At 36.4% G+C, this 20,308-nt stretch carries 18 protein-coding genes; 3 read left to right on the top strand and 15 right to left on the bottom strand.

The window, feature by feature from the left end; all coding sequences use genetic code 11:
- Nucleotides 1–54: 54 nt before the first annotated feature.
- Both ACY0M5_RS11230 and ACY0M5_RS11235 read right to left on the bottom strand, forming a co-directional pair.
- Complete coding sequence (locus tag ACY0M5_RS11230; protein ID WP_461629174.1) at nucleotides 55–846, bottom strand: mechanosensitive ion channel family protein; 792 nt, start codon at nucleotides 844–846, stop codon at nucleotides 55–57.
- Nucleotides 847–895: 49 nt separating this feature from the next.
- Nucleotides 896–2,662 (bottom strand): APC family permease, encoded by a 1,767-nt coding sequence (locus tag ACY0M5_RS11235; protein WP_461629175.1) that lies wholly within the window; start codon nucleotides 2,660–2,662, stop codon nucleotides 896–898.
- 341 nt (nucleotides 2,663–3,003) lie between these two features.
- Here ACY0M5_RS11235 and ACY0M5_RS11240 point away from each other — a divergent pair, with 341 nt between their 5' ends.
- Nucleotides 3,004–3,177 (top strand): hypothetical protein, encoded by a 174-nt coding sequence (locus ACY0M5_RS11240; RefSeq protein WP_461629176.1) that lies wholly within the window; start codon nucleotides 3,004–3,006, stop codon nucleotides 3,175–3,177.
- A 149-nt stretch (nucleotides 3,178–3,326) separates the two neighbouring features.
- Here ACY0M5_RS11240 and ACY0M5_RS11245 read toward each other — a convergent pair whose 3' ends face one another.
- The 11 genes from ACY0M5_RS11245 to ACY0M5_RS11295 form a co-directional block, all read right to left on the bottom strand.
- Nucleotides 3,327–4,199 (bottom strand): glycine betaine ABC transporter substrate-binding protein, encoded by an 873-nt coding sequence (locus tag ACY0M5_RS11245; protein ID WP_461629177.1) that lies wholly within the window; start codon nucleotides 4,197–4,199, stop codon nucleotides 3,327–3,329.
- Nucleotides 4,200–4,223: 24 nt separating this feature from the next.
- A complete protein-coding gene (locus tag ACY0M5_RS11250) occupies nucleotides 4,224–5,084 on the bottom strand; it encodes an ABC transporter permease (RefSeq protein WP_461629178.1) in 861 nt (286 codons plus the stop codon).
- A 1-nt stretch (nucleotide 5,085) separates the two neighbouring features.
- A complete protein-coding gene (locus tag ACY0M5_RS11255; RefSeq protein WP_124991445.1) occupies nucleotides 5,086–6,330 on the bottom strand; it encodes a quaternary amine ABC transporter ATP-binding protein in 1,245 nt (414 codons plus the stop codon).
- A gap of 18 nt (nucleotides 6,331–6,348) precedes the next feature.
- A complete protein-coding gene (locus ACY0M5_RS11260; RefSeq protein WP_461629179.1) occupies nucleotides 6,349–7,509 on the bottom strand; it encodes a hypothetical protein in 1,161 nt (386 codons plus the stop codon).
- 566 nt (nucleotides 7,510–8,075) lie between these two features.
- Entirely contained in the window at nucleotides 8,076–8,522 is a 447-nt protein-coding gene (gene tnpA / locus ACY0M5_RS11265) for an IS200/IS605 family transposase (RefSeq protein WP_461629180.1), read from the bottom strand.
- 295 nt (nucleotides 8,523–8,817) lie between these two features.
- Nucleotides 8,818–9,369, bottom strand: coding sequence for a hypothetical protein (locus ACY0M5_RS11270; protein WP_461629181.1), 552 nt, complete (start codon nucleotides 9,367–9,369; stop codon nucleotides 8,818–8,820).
- Nucleotides 9,366–9,737, bottom strand: a complete 372-nt coding sequence (locus ACY0M5_RS11275) for a hypothetical protein (protein ID WP_461629182.1) — start codon at nucleotides 9,735–9,737, stop codon at nucleotides 9,366–9,368. The genes ACY0M5_RS11270 and ACY0M5_RS11275 overlap by 4 nt, the downstream gene beginning before the upstream one ends.
- Before the next feature lie 66 nt (nucleotides 9,738–9,803).
- Nucleotides 9,804–11,189 (bottom strand): S41 family peptidase, encoded by a 1,386-nt coding sequence (locus ACY0M5_RS11280; RefSeq protein ID WP_461629183.1) that lies wholly within the window; start codon nucleotides 11,187–11,189, stop codon nucleotides 9,804–9,806.
- A gap of 29 nt (nucleotides 11,190–11,218) precedes the next feature.
- Nucleotides 11,219–11,731, bottom strand: coding sequence for a GRAM domain-containing protein (locus ACY0M5_RS11285; protein WP_461629184.1), 513 nt, complete (start codon nucleotides 11,729–11,731; stop codon nucleotides 11,219–11,221).
- Between the two features lie 124 nt (nucleotides 11,732–11,855).
- Complete coding sequence (locus ACY0M5_RS11290; RefSeq protein WP_124991452.1) at nucleotides 11,856–12,767, bottom strand: exonuclease domain-containing protein; 912 nt, start codon at nucleotides 12,765–12,767, stop codon at nucleotides 11,856–11,858.
- A gap of 34 nt (nucleotides 12,768–12,801) precedes the next feature.
- The gene (locus ACY0M5_RS11295) at nucleotides 12,802–14,583 is read right to left on the bottom strand and encodes a DUF6119 family protein (protein WP_124991453.1); all 1,782 of its coding nucleotides are present in this window, start codon (nucleotides 14,581–14,583) and stop codon (nucleotides 12,802–12,804) included.
- Between the two features lie 663 nt (nucleotides 14,584–15,246).
- Here ACY0M5_RS11295 and ACY0M5_RS11300 point away from each other — a divergent pair.
- Nucleotides 15,247–15,459 carry a hypothetical protein gene (locus ACY0M5_RS11300; RefSeq protein WP_461629185.1) on the top strand — a complete coding sequence of 71 codons (213 nt, stop codon included), beginning with the start codon at nucleotides 15,247–15,249 and terminating at the stop codon, nucleotides 15,457–15,459.
- A gap of 185 nt (nucleotides 15,460–15,644) precedes the next feature.
- Nucleotides 15,645–16,382 (top strand): DUF6261 family protein, encoded by a 738-nt coding sequence (locus ACY0M5_RS11305; RefSeq protein ID WP_289528754.1) that lies wholly within the window; start codon nucleotides 15,645–15,647, stop codon nucleotides 16,380–16,382.
- Nucleotides 16,383–17,555: 1,173 nt separating this feature from the next.
- Here the strand turns inward: ACY0M5_RS11305 and ACY0M5_RS11310 are convergent.
- Entirely contained in the window at nucleotides 17,556–18,248 is a 693-nt protein-coding gene (locus ACY0M5_RS11310) for an ATP-binding cassette domain-containing protein (protein WP_461629186.1), read from the bottom strand.
- A gap of 6 nt (nucleotides 18,249–18,254) precedes the next feature.
- Nucleotides 18,255–19,718, bottom strand: coding sequence for a DUF5687 family protein (locus tag ACY0M5_RS11315; RefSeq protein WP_461629187.1), 1,464 nt, complete (start codon nucleotides 19,716–19,718; stop codon nucleotides 18,255–18,257).
- Nucleotides 19,719–20,308 lie beyond the last annotated feature (590 nt).

The following is a 20,308-nucleotide window of genomic DNA, read 5'->3' on the forward strand; positions in this document are numbered from 1 at the left end:
TCAGACTTTCAGCGCTGAGGGGTTTTGTATTTTTATTTCTGCAATATTGACAAGCTAATAAAGCCCGTTTTTAGTAAGATCTTCAATTGTTTTTATGAGAATCTGCGACTTAATCTGCAGATGATAAGCTTTGGATTTTGATTTAAAAGTATTTATCCAATACAAGATTTTCAGGTTCACAGTATTTGCTGCAAGTTCATCAATAACGATCATGGGTTTTTTATCACCGCTCAGAACCTCAGGAATTTCTGCTAAAATACTATTGATAATGTTTGAAACCTTTTTAAAGTCGACCTTGTAATCCAGTTTTATAGTTATTTCGTAGCGTAAATAACCATCAATTGTATAATTGAATAACGGAGATTTTATAATTTGAGAATTCGGGATGAATACATCCTTTCCATCCAGTGTTTTAAGAATGCTTTCCCGAAGATTAAGCTCACTCACGTAACCAATTGTTCCTCCTGTCTCAATTAGATCGCCGACTTTAAACGGACTTTTAAATGCCATTAATATTCCGGAAAGAAAGTTTTCACCAATATCTTTAAAAGCAAAACCAATTATAAATGTAGTGATTCCGGCACCAGCCATAATGTTTTTAGCGATTCCTCCCAGTCCTATGATATGAAGAAAAAAAACAAATCCGGTTATGCCGATCGTAAAAGCAACAACTTTACCTAAAAAATCAGCGAGTAAAGGATTTTTTGTTTTAGGCTTAATTCTTTTAGTTACTATTTTCTTTATTAGCCACGAAAACATTATAAACAAGAATAATATGATTCCTCCCAATCCTATTTTGGGAAGTAGTTCTATTGTTTTGTTTGATATTTCCTGTAATTCGATCATGTTTGCTGTGATTTAAATTAAAAAGTAAAATAAGATCTTTAAAAAGAATTTAAATGATCAGTCTCACGCCACCTAAATCTTCCACTTTATAAAGAAAATGATCTCCCGGTGATGCAATGAACATGAAGTTGATTGGAACATTCCATTTGTTCGATAGTTCTTTAATTAGTTCCGGACCAAATTTTCCTTCAATAATTGAAGCCTCTACATCAATTTCCGGATATTCTTCATCAATAATTTCAACTACCTTTTTAAAGCTTGCTATAAATTCAGACTCATCTTCATTTGCAGGATCAATTACGTGAACAATTTTCAGGTTTTTAGTGTGTTCGTTGTTTTTAATATATAACATTACCTTATTTAATACGGCTATATTATCGCGTTTTGCAAAGTAGACGAATTGCTGGGCATTAATTGAATTAATAACATTGTTCAGGTGAGAACTTATTTGTAAAAACCAGTTTTTAATGTAATTGAAAATGTAAATGGAGACACCTAATAAGGCTCTTAATATAGCAACCCGATTCAACATTACAGAAATAAAAATAATAGCTGGAATAAAATAGCTTAAAAATACGCTCACATTCGAAGGTGCATTTTCATTCTGAGGTTCCATCATAATGTTACCGGTAAGGGCAACTATTACAGCTATAATGGCCACAAAAACACTCAGCCATTTTGCTGTTTCCGGACGCGGAAGTTTGGCTCTGCGAACTTTTAGCAGGATATTACCAAATCCGAAAAGAAACATAACAGATAGAAATGAGATGGTATAAACTCCGGCTAAAACCCCAACATTACCATTGGTAATCAGCAGAACAGAAACAGAAAGGATAAAGAACATGATAATGATTCGGTATGAACTGCCTTTTTTGTTTTTCCGCAAGAAAAATTGGGGAAGAATTCGATCTAAAGTCATTCGTTCAAGCAATCCTGAAACACCAATGTAAGAAGTTAAGACAGCTCCGCTCAACACCAAAACAGCATCAAGAGAAACGAGTGTTGACAGCCATTCTCCGGCCGATAAACTACCCATGTGGGACAATAGAGTTGTTGAGTATTCTGATCTTATTTCGGGAATAGGAACTAAACTTAGTGCAAGGAATGCCATTAATGGGTTGATGATACTTACTACAATCCACATATTTAAAAGTGTTTTCCGGAAAACTCCCGGTTGCTGTTCTTCAACAAAATTCGCAGAACTTTCGAATCCGGATATGCCCAGCATAGAGGCAGAGAAACCCAAAAATATCGCCATGGTAATACTCCCTCCTATAGGCAGGTTCCAGTTTTCCAAGAATTGCGAAAATCCATTTTGAAACAAATAGATGAATATAAATAAAGCCAATATGGACAATGAAAAAAGATGGAAAATAAAGATGCCGGCAGCTACTTTCGCTGATTCTGTAATTCCGGAAATGGTGAGGACTGCAAAAACCAATAGGAGACCAACTGTAGCCATCATAATGGGTAACTGGGTAAAAACGTGATGAAAGTAATGCATTGCTTCGTTTGCAGATATCACCGCAGTGGCCATGTACGAAAGTATGGTTAGAGTTGCAGCCAATGAAGCTGTTGATTTGCTTGTGGTATTCAGCAATGCATTGTATGCGCCTCCGTTTAAAGGAAGAGCACCAACTACCTCTCCGTAAATTTTTCGGAAAAGAAATAAAACCACAGCCACTATAAGCAGGGTGATCCATGCATACTGGCCTGCAAAGCCAATAGATAAAGCAGATACATATAGTACGGAAGAGCTAATGTCATTTCCACAAATAGCGGTTGAAGCTAAAACACCAAGTTTTTTCTTTGTCATTTTTAATGTTGTTTATCTAATCGAGTTCTTATAATTAACAGGATAGTTGTCTGTTTTTGTTATTGTAATATTTAGTAGTTTGCTTTTTATGAACACTAATGTAATTCATTTATTTAATTTTTTCATTGTATTTAGGAAGGACTTCATCATCAGCTGGCCTATTTATGCTGGGCTTTTGTGGATTAGACATTTAAAGAAATTATTTTAAAAGCGTCCTTGATATATTTTTTTCATTTTTTGGATAAAGCAAAAAATATGAAGTCAGGTTTGGGTGGATAGCACAATACAAAAAGTAGGACAATATTGGTGTTTAATGTTCATTTCAATACAAATTGTTGCTCATGAAAAAGGACAGATCCAATTGTTGCGGTACCATGCAATCAATTGAATTTGATCAGGATATTAAGAATATGGAAAAAGATTTGATTGAACTTCGTAAAAATTCAGGCATGATTTTATCTGATGAGCTTATTTTGCGCGAGGAGTTGAATGAGCTTAAAACTGAATTTAAGTAATTGAAGTTGATTATTTTCTGGATCTGTTCGTAAGATGAACCAAAAATGGAGTTCGACAAGATGGGAGGAACTTTGTAACAAAAAAAAAGACGCAGCACCAGCTACGTCTCTTTCCCTTTATATGTGAATCTAAAGTTTCAACTTTCAGATTATTTTATCCATGAATCAACCAATACTTTATTGGTTTTATACCATTCCGCAGCTCCGGCTTCTTCACCTTTGTCTTTAATGGCTGTCATTAATTCGTACAACTGCTCTTCTTTAAGGTTAAAGTTTTTGAAAAAAGCAGCCGCCTTGGGTTGGTCTTTCTCAAATCCTCTTCGCGAAATAATTGTGCAGGCATCCTTTGGGTAAACTCCTTTAGGATCTTCTAAATATTTCAAGTCGTTTTGGGTCCAGGCGAAATGTGGTTTCCAGCCGGTTATTGCAATCCACTCTTTATCCCTGATTGCCTTCTCAAGACTGGCCACCATTGCAGGTCCGCTTGATGTAATTTGTTCGAAATCGAGTTTATATGCGTCTATAGCTTTAAGCGTGTTGGCATGAATACCGGCACCAGCACCAATACCAATAATTTCACTATTAAATTTATCTTTATTGGCGTTCAACTCTTCTATAGAATTAATCGTAACATACGTAGGAACTACCAAACCAGTTGTACCCTCGCTAAACGATTCGCCTAATATTACCAACTTATCACCATAGTTGTCCCAGTAATCTTTGTGTGTATTCGGAAGCCATGCATCAAGAAATACATCACCTTTTGAGTTTTCTTTTGACAATTCACCATAGATCATGCCTGGAGCCAAATTGGTTAATTCCACATTATAACCATTTGCTTCGAGTGCTGTTTTGGCTAAATAAGTGAACGCAACTCCTTCGGCCCAATTGGGATAAAAGATGCTGATTTCTTTTTTATCTTCACTTTTTCCTTTTTTCTTGTCATTGTTGTTGCACGAACTAACTGAAACAGTTAATAGTACAGCAACAAGCAAGATTCCTAAGTTTCTTAATTTCAACATAATTCTATTTATAGATTATTATAATTATTTTTTTGCAATAGCTTGTGTGATTCTGTCTAAAATTATGGCCAATATCACAATGCCCAATCCCGATTCAAAACCTTTTGCTATGTCGTTCTGCTGAATTCCCTGGTAAACAATACTTCCCAGTCCTTTAGCACCTACCATTGAAGCGATAACCACCATTGATAAGGCCAGTAATATTACTTGGTTAATTCCGGCCAAAATAGTTGGTTTTGCCAAAGGCAACTGGATTTTAAATAAAATTTGTTTTTCGGTTGCACCAAAAGCACGTCCTGCCTCAATTACATCCGATGGAACATTTTGAATGCCCAGACAAGTTAAACGTACGGCTGGTGGAAGCGAGAAAATCACTGTAGCTACAACTCCGGGAGTATTTCCTACACTAAAAAAGAAAATAGCCGGAATCAGATAAACAAAGGCTGGCATGGTTTGCATCAAATCGAGTATGGGCCGAATAATCACATCAGCAGTTTTGCTTCGGGCAGCCAAAATTCCAAGAGGAATACTAAAAATCAGGGCAATCAGGGTTGATACAATAACCAAAGTAGTTGTTTGTATGGATTCTTCCCAGTACCCCATTGCGAATACTAAAAATAATCCCAAAATGACAAATAGTGTCAGTCCGCCTCCTTTTTTTAATCCTTCAATTTTAAAGGCATTTTTCCCGGCATTGGCATAGTAAGCCCCCAAGGCTACAAATGCAATAATGATATAAAAAGGAATGCCCAGCAATACATCGTTCATACTATGAACCGTCCACGAGATAATGTCATCAATAGCTCCCCACAATCCCGAAAAGTTTTCTTCCAGCTTGTTAATTCCGGATTCTATAATGGTACCAAGATCAATTAATTTTTCCATATTACATTTCGTTTGCACGTTCTTTTAGTTCACTTATTTCCTTTTTTCCAAATCGCGTAGCTTCAATAATTAACGAAGTTTGAGAGATCAGACCCAATAACTTTCCAGTTTCTTCTTCGATAACAGCCAGAGGGTATTTAGTCCCTGTAATTAGGGGTAACATATCTTCTACGGAATAGGATTTATATACACTTGGAACATTTGTCTTCAGTGCTTTCTTAATAGACGTTTCTTTTTCTGTTTCCAATTCCAGAAGGTCTTGCAACCACACATAACCAAGAAATACTTTATTTTCATCCTCCACAGGAAGAACATCAACTCCAATAGTACGCATTTTACGGATGGATCCTTTGGGACCATCTTTAGGCATTTGAACCAGCGTATTCTTTTTAAACATGAGAGTTTCAGCCGTAATAATAGTTTTTCGATCCACTTTATTCACAAAAGCTTCAACATATTCAGTTGCCGGGTTTGTTAGAATCTCTTCTGCTGTTCCAATTTGGTCCACAACACCATCTTTCATAATGGCAATACGGTCACCTATTTTCATGGCTTCGTCCAAATCGTGAGTAATAAATACGATCGTTTTTTGCAGCTTGCTTTGTATGGTCAGTAACTCATCCTGCATATCCGATTTAATGAGCGGATCGAGTGCAGAAAATGCTTCGTCCATAAGCAAAACTTCCGGATCGTTTGCCAGGGCACGTGCCAAACCTACCCGCTGTTGCATACCTCCCGACATTGCTGATGGAAATTGGTGTTCATAGCCTTTTAAGCCCACGGTTTCGAGTGCTTGTTGGGCTTTTTCTTCCCGCGCCAGCTTTTCTTCCCCTCTAATCTCTAATCCAAAAGCAGCATTTTCAAGAATTGTTCTGTGTGGCAGGAGACCAAACTTCTGAAATACCATACTCATTTCTGTACGTCGGGTTTCCAATAGTTCTTTATTTGTTTCACGGGTAATATCATGCTCATCAAAAAAAACTTTACCGGCGGTAGGTTCATTAAGTCGGTTCAAACAGCGGATTAAAGTAGATTTTCCACTGCCCGATAAACCCATAATAACAAAAATTTCTCCCTCCTTAATTTCAAAGTTAACCTTGTTGACCCCAACAGTACATTTTGTTTTCTTCAGAATTTCTTCTTTTGAAATCCCTTTATCAAGTAATGCGAGTGCCTCCTGTTTTCGTTTTCCGAAAATCAGGGTTAAGTCCTCAACTTTTATTTTTATTTTTCTTTGATCCGTCATAACATCTCATTTTTCTAATTAAAAGTAGTAACCAACATTGATATTGAAACGCATTTCCCAATCAGCATCCGGAGTCCCGGCAGCCAAAGCATTGGTCCATTCAGATCCTAACCAAGGTTGATTTTTACCAGCAGCTAAATCGAAATAGGTATAAATATTACCTGCGGTAAACATTGCACCCGTTACATTCATCATTGAACTTTCGAAACTGCTTTCAGCCTTATCCATGTATCCAAAATCGTTGTAGATAACCACATTCGATACAGGTCCCCATTCCAGAGGAATAGAGTAACTTAATCCAAGCGTATAGATACTTGCTTCGGCAGCAACCAAATAAGGAGCGCCATAGGCAGTCATAGCAACAACATCATCACGTTCACCATCTGGATTCTCAGGACTGTATTTGTAATTGGCTATTTGAGCTTTTACACCAAATTTACCTGCCTTCAATTCGTAATACGCAGCAAGTGCATAATGGTTTCCAATTTCCTCAGTATCTATATTATAGAGGCCTCCGTATTGTGCAGATACACCCAAACGATGCTTAGCATTTGTATTGTTGATTTTATAAGACAAATCTCCATTCAGTTGATTTACCTCTTTATTTCTGAGAATCAGATTGCCGTCACTATTACTAATTGAAGCAACATCATAAGAATAACGGCTGTTGGAAACATCTGAATTATTTCCAAATTGAAGCTCTTCTGCATTTTTGAAGAATGCCAGACTGTAGTCCCATTTTTCACCCTGATGAGTATACTTCAAGCCCATATCGTGATCGTCTTCTAAACCAACATAGTAGTTTAAGCTAAAGAACCAGGAGTTTGAATTGTATGTTGTGATACCAAAAGGAACTTGGGTTAAACCGAATTGCAGTTCGTCGTTTTCATTAAAATCGTAGGCAATCCACCCTTGTTTCAACATGGCTCCGCCAAAACTTTCGGAATAGAACCGATATTCTGCGTTTAGTTTTAAGCCCTTGTATTCTGCTTTGGCATTTAATCGGAATACATCGAAACCCAAATCGCCGCCACGTTTTTGTTGGGCGTCTTTCCAGGTAGAATTATTGTAATTGAAGCGTAGTGCACCACCAATGTCAACAGTCGCTTTTTCCTGTGCATTTGCACAAATAGTAGAAGCAAGGAAACAAATTCCCAGCCAGGTTTTTAAATAAAACATAAATGTAAATTAAATGATTATAACATGCAGAATATTGGGTGCATGCAATTGATATCCGTTTTAAACGGATAGTTAAATTAGCTTAATTAGGATAACGGTGGGAGGAATCTATTGGATAGTAATCTGAAAATTAGAAATTGAAAATTATAGATTCTGGTATTCCTTTTATCGTGAAGTATGCTTGGTTTTAATCCCATAGTATGCAAATATAGGCATTAATTATTTGCTAGTATAATAATTCGAGGGGTTTATAAATCAATTTCATTTTTAGATGGATCAACGACTGGCTTTTTACGGTTAAATTAAACCAGTATTATTGTTGGATTGAAAAAGGATAGAGCAGGTTCATATTTTCTTTGTATTCCTTCGTGTTTTGCACTCATCCCCACACTTCGTACTTTCGTGCTTTGCACTCATCCCCGCATTTCATACGGGGTTATTGAGCTTGAACCACTTCGTGGTTCGGATTGTGCGTAATCCCGAAGGGATTGAACCTGAATAAGCGCAGGTGCAACCTACGGCTATGAGAGTAAAGAAGAGAAAGAAGCCCGAAGGGTGTCCAACATCTAAAACAAATACTTTTCCTCAAATTCAACACCATGCTCTTCCAGTAGCTGTATATACTCTTCACGATAGCTGAGTTTGGAGTGATGCTCTTTTTGATTCTTCACGTATGCAATCAGATTGTCTTTTGCAGATACATCATAGGTGAAAGCACCATAGCCTTCTTGCCATCCCGAAAAATCGGGTAGGATATGGTTTGATTTGATGAAATCGCAGGTGCCAAGTTTTATGTCCTTCACTAAATTAGAAAGTGCAATTGCCGGGTGAAGATGCGTTACAATATGGATATGATCTTCGACACCACCGATGCGATACAGGTGGCAATTCTTATTTACCAGTATTCCTCCGATGAAATGAAAAAGTCTTTCTCGATCGATTTCTCTTAGTGTTTTATCTCTGTACTTGGTCGAGAATACAATTTGATAAAGGATTTGTGTATAGGTGCTCATATTTTATTGTTTTATTTTTGCTTCATACTATCCCCGCTATCTTCGTGCTTTGCACTCATCTCAGCATTTCATACTTTCGTGCTTTGCACTCATCTACGCATTTCGTACTTTAGCGCTTTGCACTCATCCCCGCATTTCATACGGGGTTATTGAGCTTGAACCACTTCGTGGTTCTGATTGAGTGCCGTGGTATAATCCCGAAGGGATTGAACCTGAATAACCGTAGGTGCAACCTACGGTTATGAATGTGTGAGAAGGAAAGGAAGCCCGAAGGGCTTCAACTTCGATAGTACGCCTATCGTGTAACCAGCACCCCAAGTAAAATTCCCACACCCACGCCAGCAATTCCGGTCAATACTTTCTGTCGGGTGGCATTCCATTTTTCTTTGCGGATCAGCTCATTGGCTCGATCGAGGTTTTGCATCGAAGTATCGAGAGATTGTTGTGTGTACTGCAATGTTTTTTGTGTGCTTTCCAACGATTTTTGGGTGTATTCGATAAAATTGAGAGTGGTTTGTTCCGTTTTTCGGCTATTGGCCAGTAGTTTGCTGTACGATAATTCGTCCTCTTCCAAGCGGGTTTCGTAAGCCTTAAGCAGATTTTTGCATTCTATATTATCGTCTTCCAAAGTGGCTTTGTGAATGCTCCTGTAAAACTGGTATCTGGTTTTATTAATCAGATACATGGTATCGCACATTACAACCAGTGTATCGCCAACTACAAGCTGCAAAGGCGATTGGTTCGAGGTGCAGTACTGAAGTGGAGCCTTTTTTAGGCCCACGTGCTCCTGAGCGCCGGCAGTACAGCTAAATGCTAAAATAATCAGCAATAGTAGAGTGTTCTTCATAATTCGAATGTGTTGGCGTATTTCTGCAGTTCTTTTTTCATTTTTTCTTTTTCCAGAATCTGCTCTTTTAAAACTTTCAGTTCTTCCTTATTTCTTGTACTTCGTTGCTGTTCTTCCAACTCGAGAATATCGCGTTCGTTTTTCAGAATTTTCAGCTCGTTTTCGGTAAACTCCAATTTGTTAAGCACAAGTGTTAAGGATTGCTGTGTTTTGCCGATGCTGTCTTTTAAAACAGACAGTTCTTTGTTTACCTGATTGATGGCATTCTGCGTTTCTTTTAGTTTACTGTTGCCCGATACCACAAAGTAGAGCACCACTACCACTAAAATTGTGAGCACAAGGGTAAGGGCATTTTTAAATTTTTCCATAAAGAGTGGGGGATTGGTTGATGCTGTTTCCTGAAATATGTATTGTTTGATGTGCGAAGTCAATTGTTAGTTATTGATGGTGTTTTTTAAGAGAAAAATAATTTCTGACAGTTTAGCATTTTGCGCTGCCAGAATAAAATCCGGCAATACACCTTCAGTAAGTTTTCTGTTTCCGTATTGAACAAATTCTTTGGCCGAAACAACGAATTTTAGACCTGAACAGGGGAGTGTGAATGTTAAAAAATCGCCGTAATATTTTATTGTTCCTCCGGTAGGTTCACCAATAATTTGTCCGAGGTGATACCTTTTAACAGTTCCGGCAAAAGTGGCTGCAGCACTATTGCTTCTGCCATTTACTAAAACAAAAACCTTACCTGTAAATGGAGAATTGGTTTTGCGGGGTATCTGTATCAACAAACTGTCGGTTATGCGATAAAGCGAATCGACAGGAATATCGGCAATCAGTTTGTAAAAGTCTGGTTTGCTCTTCTTGTATTTGCTTTTTAGTTCGAGGCTGGGGCGAACCGAAATGGATGAATACTGAGAGTAAGGTTTGCTTGTTAAATAATTTAGTAAACTATCAACACTGGAGCTTCTGCCACCCGGATTATTACTTACATCAATAATCAGTTTCCCGCACTTGTTTTCATGTATGCTATCGAAAGCATGACTGAGAAAAGAAGCTAACTTTTCAGTATCGTAAAAGGAGGCAATTTTTAAACAGGCAAATTCATTGTTCTCAGAAAACTGCAGACCGAAAGACTTTTCCTCCTTAGGCGGATAAAGCTTATTCTTTAGCTGAAAATACTTATCGTTAGTTACCGCTTTGCAAAGTACTGCAGAATTGAAGCCTGCTATTTTAAGTTCATATTGCTTGGTTTCGCCGTATAACATCCAGTAACACATTGCAAAAAGCCGCTCAACCGATTTATCGCCGCTGGTTCCGTTTTTATTGCCTGCTAAAACCCTTACATCATGCAGTAGTTGTTTCGAATCAATCGAGTTGATGGACAGAAGTTCAGCACCTGCAATTCCATTTACGGCTTGTTCGGCAAAATATTCGTTTATGTACAGCTTGTTGTTCCTTACCCGAATGCTAAACGGCATGCTAAGGCCTCCATTCTTCATGTAATTAATTCTTGTCGAATAAGGGAAATAAAGAGCAGTATGATCATCGTCCACCTCCGATAATAATTTCGATAGAGCTACAAAGCTTTCCACTTTACTGATACTATCGGGCAGATGCCCGAATAATAAATTGTATTTTTCTTGCCACTCTTTGGCGAAATCCTTATTCAAAAACTTAGGATGAACATTTGCCAGTTTCTGATGTAAAAACACAAGATCTTGCTCCATTTCCTGTTTTGCGAAATATTGGGGTACATACTGCTGGGCTGTAACAAACTGTTGCAGGCAAATGCACATTAATACAAGACTAAGAGTTCGTTTCATGATTTTCTGAATTCGTGACTGACTTATTTTCACTTTTTCAATTGTTTAAGCCATTCATCCCGATCGTTCAACACCAAATCGTATTTCGTATTGTCTTTTGTTACTACCCGCAAGCCATTGTCCACAATTCGGCTTGTTTTTCTTTTACTGATTTCTGTAATCTCACTTAAGTAGATAGATGTTTCACCCTTTTGGAAATTGTATTTGTGAGGGTTGAAAATCAATCGTTTATTGGTTAAAAATAACTTGCCGCCAACAGCTACCAAGGCTCCACGAAACAAATTGGCACCATCTTCATAAATAATATTTTCATCTTCCTCCATTTCTGGATTTTTAACCTTGGAAAGCATTTTTGGCGCGAGTTTTTCCATTACAAAAGGAAAGCCTATTCCAAACAGAATTGTGAAAAGCAGGGTCTGATATAAAATACTCTTGATGGTATAAAGGTCAAATAAGTAATTCAGAAGCATCAGTACAATTCCATAGGGGATGCCAGATAACAAGACAAATAGGATTCTTTGTTTAAAATTTAATTTTTTCATTTAGTTTTGTTGATTGTTAATGGATGGTGTTTGGTTCTGTTTCCAACACTTGGACTTGACTGTTGAGCGATATCTATTATTTAAACTTGCTAATAGGTTTAGTTGAAGAGTCTAATTAGGATTTTTATATATTTCTTGTAAATTCATTTTCTGATAAAATCTCAATATCTGATCCTTGTTCAATATATTTAATTGCTTTCTCTTGTTTATTGCTCATACCATCTTCGCCTACAACTCTATAATCTTGTTGTCCAACAATTAAATAGTCTGTTGATTTGGTAATACTGTTTCCATTTATTCCACCAATATCGGCAATCAATTGTTGTGCATCTTTTCGGATCATTGAAGATAATGTTCCTGTAAAAACAATGGTACGGCCATAAAAAATGCTTTCTTTATTATGTTTTTGTGGGTCACCAATTATTTTTTTTAAATCTATTGTTTTTGACGATTTCTTTGTATCTGATGGCTTATAGCCACCTGAAAACAATTTGCCAATATTTGTTCTTAATTTATCAGGAAAGTCTTCCTTTGATTGGACTCCAGCCTTTTTTAATGCTTTAATAGTAAGCTCCGCTGTTGCCCGACTATCTGACTCCGCTCTGTGATGTTTGAATTTAATATTGTTATGATTGCATAAGGTTTTTAAATCATAGCCGGGGAGTCCAAGCCAAACTTTTTTAGAAAAGATATAACTACAAGAATACTCTAATTCAGGAAATGGAATATTATATGTTTCAAGTGTTTTTCTTAAAACGCTAAAATCAAAACTTGCATTATGGGCAATCAAAAACTGGTTTTCTATTAATGGTTTTATTTCGTGCCATACTTCATCAAATTCTGGCTTTTTTGCAACGTCTTCTGGATTTATACCGTGAATTGAAATATTGAAATAATCAAATTCATTATTAATTGGCTTGATTAGCCATGATTTACTTTCTACAATTTCAAAATTTTTCACGAAGGTTAATCCTATTTCACAAGGACTATTTCTTTGTGATGTGGCTGTTTCAAAGTCAATAGTTATAAAATCCATATATGTTTATATTTTTTACTGAAATATGACTATGTTATTTGGAAATTTCGGTAATTCTAAAATCAATTGCTAAGCTTCTCATGTTTTTAACAAGCTCATGAAGAGAAAATTTAGCAATGTTAGAATCATATTTTTTAATGTTTTTAAAATCTCTTTTAGTTGTGGCAGTATCTAATACAGCTAAAACAAAAATTAGTTTTCTTTTTTTGAAAAGATGGATAAATTCTTTTTCTGTTATTTTATTTAATTGATTTTTAGCATTCAACATATATGTTGACTTTCCCTTAGTATTTTTAAGGCTATTATACATTTTAGTTAAAAAAGAATAGCCGTCTTTTGAATCTTCTTTGATTCTTCTTGCCGCAATATGTATTTGATGACTTAAGTCCCTCATAGAATTATCAAAACCTGCTTTTACATGAATTAAATAGATATTTGAACTATCCCAATGTAATATATCACACGCTTCTATATTTTCAGGAGTGATTTTGTCAAATACTAAAAAATTTTGTTTTCCAATGTGTTTTGCATTGAAATCATTCTCTTTTTCTAAGGAGTAATTCCATTTTTCCAGTGCTTTATTAAATCTATTATCATTAATAAATGACTGACATTGTTCATTTAGTTTTTTCGTAAAACTGTCTTTAATCTCATACCATTCTTTATCTGCTAAAAAGTAACTTTTGTTTTGATGATAAATTTCTGTATAAAAATGATTGCTTAACAAGTCGGATGTAAGTAAATCTCCATCATTTGTTTTACATTCTATATGTGCTCTTGAAATAAGAGTGTTCAATCTGTCTTTTGATAAATTTGAATCATGAGATTTAATATCATCGAGTATTGTTTGGATGTTTTGTAAAGGTTTTTCAAACTCCTTTCCTAGTTCTTTATTATTGAGTTTGTACTTTAAAAAGCAAGTATCTGCATGAAGGTATTTATCAAAGTCTTTATGACATAACTCAATACTTATTTCACTTTGTTTGTTTTGGTACTTTTCTAAGATGGACTTACTTATCTTTTTTTCGAGTTTTGAAATTAATACTTTTTCAGTTTTGTTCAGTTTTTTAACAGCATTGATTTCCACAATCGGATCCACTGTATCTATAAGGTTTTCACACCTTTCAATGATTGATATCAATTGATTGAAGGAAATCGATTTCTTAATACTGAAAGAATTTTTTGCAACACAAAGGCATTCAGAGTCAATCTCTTGCTGACTAAAACCAAAAATTTTAATTAAAAGTTTTCGATTTAAAGAAGAATGTAGTTCTTGGTAAAAGTTTCCGAAACTTTCATTTTCATTTAAATTATATTCATTTCTGAAAAATTTAACTTCTCCAAGTATACCTCCTGTTAAATTTTTTTCTTTAGTGGAACGCAAGGTTTTATCTTCTGCTTTAACTATTCTTGATAGAATTTCTATTCCAAAATCACTTTCCGCAACACTTTGAAGAGCTGTATGCCCAAAGCCACCTGTTGTTGCATATACAATATCGCTTTTTATATTGCGGAGAAGGAGAATGTAGTTTTCATTATTAGTGCCTTTATGTTTTAAGATATCTTGATTTGAATCAGCAATTTTACTTATAAAATCTTTCCATCTAATTTTTGAGGGTGTTCTTTTAAAAAATAAATGAATTTCAAAAATGTCAGATAGGTTTGGTTGAACTATTTGCGATTTGTATTTTTTCTCACGGAATAGTTTAGTCAAATAAGTGATATCAACCGTCTGTTTTTTAGGTAGATTTTTTTTATCTATTTCAACTATTTCATTTTTGAGGCGATAAATGCCTACTTGTAAGTTTTCTGACATATTTATTTGATTTAATTAAAGGATTATAAAATCAATACGTTTTTATTCTCTATCGTTAATCAACTTTCAAAATGAAATAATGGATTATATAATTCCAACGCTTTTCCTTATGCGATCCCCAAGGTAAGCATAAAAATAAAAGCACAAGTGTTTTTGTTTATTAGAATCAGTCCTAATAATTGTTTGCTAGTTAAATGGTGGGTTGAGCTTGTGGTAAGTGTTTGTCGCTATTCCTAATAAAGGGGCAATTGTTTTATTTTGAAAGAATGGTGCTGTTAGTCAGTAATTTTGGTCTGTTTGTTTTATTGGTTCGATTTGCCCTCTTATTTGTTGGTTCGGTATCTGTTTAACTGTAAAAACAAAACAAATGCATTTTTTTTTCATCATCCGCGAAAGCGCATGTTTACTTGGTTTTTTGCAAAAATATGACATAATAATTGGGGTGTGCAATAAAAAAACATGTATTAAAATTAATATTGTTCAATTATTATTTTCTAACTTAGAAACCGTTTTGTTAAGGAGAATGACTCGGCCGAGGCATTTAGTTTCATAAAAAGGAAGTGTAGAAGAAGTTGGGGGAGGATGAAACCAGCAAGCATCATCAGTGAAGGGTATATTATTGTGCTTAAATTTAGGAATGCCCATGTTTAAAGGGTTTTCGCGATGGTAATAGTGTCCTCGCTTTGGAGCGAAGGTGTTTTGAGCATAATAATAGTGTCATTTGCAGACTGCGAAGGCGTTTTTTTTATTGTAAAAGTATTATCGCTTTGGAGCGGAGGTATTATTGGCATAAAAAAGGTGGTTTTTACTGGTGCGAATGCCTTTTTTCCAATCCAAAAGCTGTTTCGCAGCAATGCGAAGGGGGTTTCGAAATGAAAATGGAGTCATCTGCTTGGTGCGAAGATACTTCCGACATACTGATACCTGCTTCGCTTTGGAGCGAGAGCATTATCGTCCTAAAAATGGGGCAATGGAACAAATGCGAAGTGAGTATTGTGTATTGATTTACTGTCTTCGCCAATTAAATTGAAGGTTTTTATCGAATTTTAAAGTATAAGAAAATGAAAATTGAGGGTTTTAGTATAAGTAGATTCAGAAATGCTGAATTTGTATCGTTGGGAAGTGATGTAGTTGCAATTACCAAATCGTACGATTGGGTAGGGCTTGGTATTCCTGGTTTTTATACCCGGGTTGAAACCAGTTTGAATAATTTGGTGGTTCAGTTGAATAAACTGAATACGACAACAGAAACTGCCGGAGCGGGTCTTGCCGACAAGCAGTTTAACAATGCATGGAGGGCTTTAAAGTACATTTGTTTGTGTTACGAGCTGCATCCGAATGAGGATAAGCGCAAAGCCGCTGCTGTTTTAATCAATTTGAGTAAAACGCATGGCTACAATTTGCATCAGGAGAGTTTGCAGGAACAAAATGCAAAAGCAAAAATGTTTTTAGCCGATTGCGAAAATGTAGAGGAAGCAAAATTGGCAATACAGCAATTGGGAATTAAAGATATTGTTGATAATGTGCAAATTGCCCTGGATGCGCTTGTTTTGATTCTTGATGAACGAAACAGTAAAAATGCGGATCAGAAACGTGAGAACGACACCAAATTATTTCGTAAGGAACTTACTGAAAGTTTAGATGGGATGTTTAAATATATGGAATCTATGTCGGGTTTGGTTTCGGGTGGCGAACTGGATACTATGATTAAAAAAATTAATGAGAGCATTCTGAAATTGGAAATGTCGCAAAATATGAGAGGCCGCCGTAAATCGGAAGAACTTGCCGAAACAGAATAGATTTTTTAACATTGCAATGTTCCCCCTTACAGATGGTTAGCTGTAAGGGGGATTTTTTTTAAATCACCTCAACTCCGGCTTTTTTTCCTCAAGGAGAAGGGAGTATTCCACATTCAAATTTCCTGCATTGGGAAGCTGCGTTCTCCTCTCCAGAAGGAGTGAGGTTCTTTGTATTGCGTTCGCACTTCGTTTGGAATTATTGGGATTGGAATCTCTTCGGCTGTTGGCTCCGCGAAAGCTTTCGGGATCCCCTCAAGATGGGAAGATTTTGTTTTTGTGGGTTTCTTTTTTTTTAAAATCACCTCAACCCCGGCCCTTCTCCTCAAGGAGAAGGGAGTATTCCATATTCAAATTTCATACATAAGGAAGCTGTGTTCTCCTCTCCAGAAGGAGAGGGATAGGGTGAGGTTCTTTGCATTGCATTCGCACTTCGTTTGGAATTATTGGGATTGGAATCTCTTCGGATGTTGGCTCCGCGAAAGCTTTCGGGATCTCTTCATGATGGGAAAACTTTGTTTGTGTGGGGTTCTTTTTTGAAATCACCTCAACCCCGGTCCTTCTCCTCAAGGAGAAGGGAGTATTGCACATTCAAATTTCCTGCATTGGGAAGCTGCGTTCTCCTCAGGAGAAGGAGTGAGGTTCTTTGTATTGCGTTCGCACTTCGTTTGGAGTTATTGGGATTGGAATCCCTTCGGCTGTCGGCTCCGCGAAAGCTTTCGGGATCTCTTCATGATGAGAAGACTTTGTTTGTGTGGGTTTCTTTTTTTGAAATCACCTCAACCCCGGCCCTTCTCCTCAAGGAGAAGGGAGTATTCCACATTCAAATTTCCTGCATTGGGAAGCTGCGTTCTCCTCTCCAGAAGGAGTGAGGTTCTTTGCATTGCGTTCGCACTTCGTTTGGAATTATTGGGATATTGGAATCCTTTCGCCTGTTGGCTCCGCGAAAGCTTTCGGGATCCCGTCAAGATGGGAAGACTTTGTTTGTGTGGGTTTCTTCTTTTTTTTTAATCACCTCAACTCCGGCTTTTTTTCCTCAAGGAGAAGGGAGTATTCCACATTCAAATTTCCTGCATTGGGAAGCTGTATTCTCCTCTCCAGATGGAGAGGGATAGGGTGAGGTTATAAATGCAAGGATAGGGTTCAACCAATGAGATGGCTCATCAGATAAATTACTTAGATTAGGGTAAAGTAATTTTCCAATTCCTCTAACATTTCCTCGGTATTGTTTTTATTTTTCACAATAATTCCATCTTCCAGCAATAAAATTCGGTTGCAGACTTCGGTTACATGATTTAAATCGTGACTTGAAATAACAGCTGTAATTCCATTTTCCTTCAGTTTTTTTAATTTTGATTTCAGCCATGACTGAGAACTGGGATCGAGGTTGGCAAAAGGCTCATCGAGTATCAGAATCTCGGGTTTTATTAATAAAGAAGCCAATATTCCGATTTTGTTTTTATTTCCTGCCGATAATTCCCTCAGGTATTTCTTTGCAGTGATGTCATCGGTGTAAAAGTTCGCATTTTCGTGCAAAAACTCTTTCACGTCAGAACTGTTTTTGCCGTGCAAACCTCCAATAAATTCCAAATATTCAATGGGGGTTAAGAAAGGGATTAAAAAGCCTTCGTTTAGAAAAGAACCCGTATAAGTTTTCCAATGATCAGATTTTGAAACCAATTGACCTTTTGAACTTACACTTCCCGCTGAAGCTTCAATTAAATCTAAGAGTAAACTTAGCATGGTTGTTTTTCCTGCGCCATTATTGCCTACCAAACCAATGCATTCGCCTTTGTTTATTGTAAGATCAGCAATGGATAAAACAACGTTTGATCCGTAAGCTTTTTTTAAGTTGCTAAATTGTATCATATCTTTTTATTTTTGCCTAAAACCAACGGCCATTTTGTATTTTCTTTTTACTAATTGTTTAAGTATAAGCTGAATTATAAATTTGTTGCATGCAATGGCAACTAATCCTACAATTCCCAAAGCGAAAATCCCATACTGAGGATAGCCCATACAGGAAAATATAAATTGAAAAAATACGGGTAACGCAAACAAAGGTATGAATATAAGAAACTGACTAACTCCCATGCCTTCGTAGTTCATGAATGTACCTTTTCCAAGATCAACCCGTGATGTGCTGAATGTACTTGCATATGCCAGTAAGAAAAAGGTAATTCCGATGTTGTAAAATAGAATTGCAGTATTGATAAGGGCTATTTTAAAAGAGATTAATGCGTAAGGCAGTGTAATAAAATAGCAGAGAACACAGATGATTGTAAAAAACAAGAATTTCGACTTGATGTAGTTTCTCATTGAAATCTTATTGGCAAGTAAACTATCAAAATAACAACTACTCCAGGAGAACATTAGTTGGGCATGATTAAGAGCTGCAGCACCTGTTATTAAAACTCCGGCAATAATTAATATGTAATAATCATTTAACGACTCTTCTTTATAAAACAGAAATCCGTAGGCTAAAAATAGGGTTCCAATTAGAAGTAAGGATCTGGGCCTTTTGTTTCGAAGCGTCATTTTTAACTCAATGCCAATTAAATCGCCAATCTCGCCATAGCGATTTAGAAAAGAAAAATTACTGCTGTTTCGTGTCGTACTTTTATGTATATCCTCCAAATATGAATTTCGTTTTAGAAGAGTATAGGCAAGGGAATAAGAAGATACAGCTAATACGGCAGGTATTAATAGGAATACCGGATTTGATGTCAGTAATAGAAACAGTTTGGAAAATGGAGTAGAGAAAGATATCAGATCAGAGAAATCGCAATACAATAATGCTCCAATAAAACCAAGAATCAGAAAGACGATGGCTGGTTTTTTTGTGAAAAACTTCTTCAGAAAGAAGTTTAGAAAATTATTGGTTAGGATCAATGCGATTACAGAAGGCAACCAAAGGATACAGTATTGCAGGCTTTGTGTTTCGCATATAACTTTTACAAAAAAAGGTAAAATCAGAAGGATTCCTAATAAATTATTGAAACTGAAAACACTTTTAAGTAAAGGATAATGCAGGAGTGTGCTTTTTTTAATGGGCAAACTAAGGTAAGCCTGTATAGAAAGAATTGGAAGCTTCTGAAGTAAAAACCGTAAAATGAGATCGAAAGAGAAGAAGTAGAACAGAATTCGATTAAAAGAATCGACTACATTGCTGTCTTTGTAGGCTTTCTGAAGTATTTCATCAGCAAAATAGCTTAATGCCAAAACATTTAGCATCAGGTATAATCCTACAATTCCAAGTAGAATATTTAGTGCGATGCTCTTTTGCCAAAATGTGGATCGTTGAGCTTCTTTCCATTGATGAAGGAGTAATTTAAACATATTATCTGTTAAATAATTTTAAAGGCAGTAAATATAATAATTTCATTTTGTTAATATAGTTTTGACGATTTTATTTTTAAGGATGTTTTTTGAAATCACCTCAACCCCGGCCCTTCTCCTCAAGGAGAAGGGAGTATTCCACATTCAAATTTCCTGCATTGGGAAGCTGTATTCTCCTCTCCAGAAGGAGAGGGATAGGGTGAGGTTATTTGTATTGCGTTCGCACTTCGTTTGGAATTATTGGGATTGGAATCTCTTCGGCTGTTGGCTCCGCGAAAGCTTTCGGGATCCCCTCAAGGGAAGATTTTGTTTGTGTGGGGTTCTTTTTTGAAATCACCTCAACCCCGGTACTTCTCCTCAAGGAGAAGGGAGTATTCCACATTCAAATTTCCTGCATTGGGAAGCTGCGTTCTCCTCTCCAGAAGGAGTGAGGTTCTTTGTATTGCGTTTGCACTTCGTTTGGAATTATTGGGATATTGGAATCCTTTCGGCTGTTGGCTCCGCGAAAGCTTTCGGAATCTCCTCAAGATGGGAAGATTCTGTTTGTGAACGATTCTTCCATTTTAAGGGGAGATGTGAGCAGGACAGAG

This window comes from Labilibaculum euxinicum (assembly GCF_963678175.1).
Taxonomy (GTDB): Bacteria; Bacteroidota; Bacteroidia; order Bacteroidales; family Marinifilaceae; genus Labilibaculum; species Labilibaculum euxinus.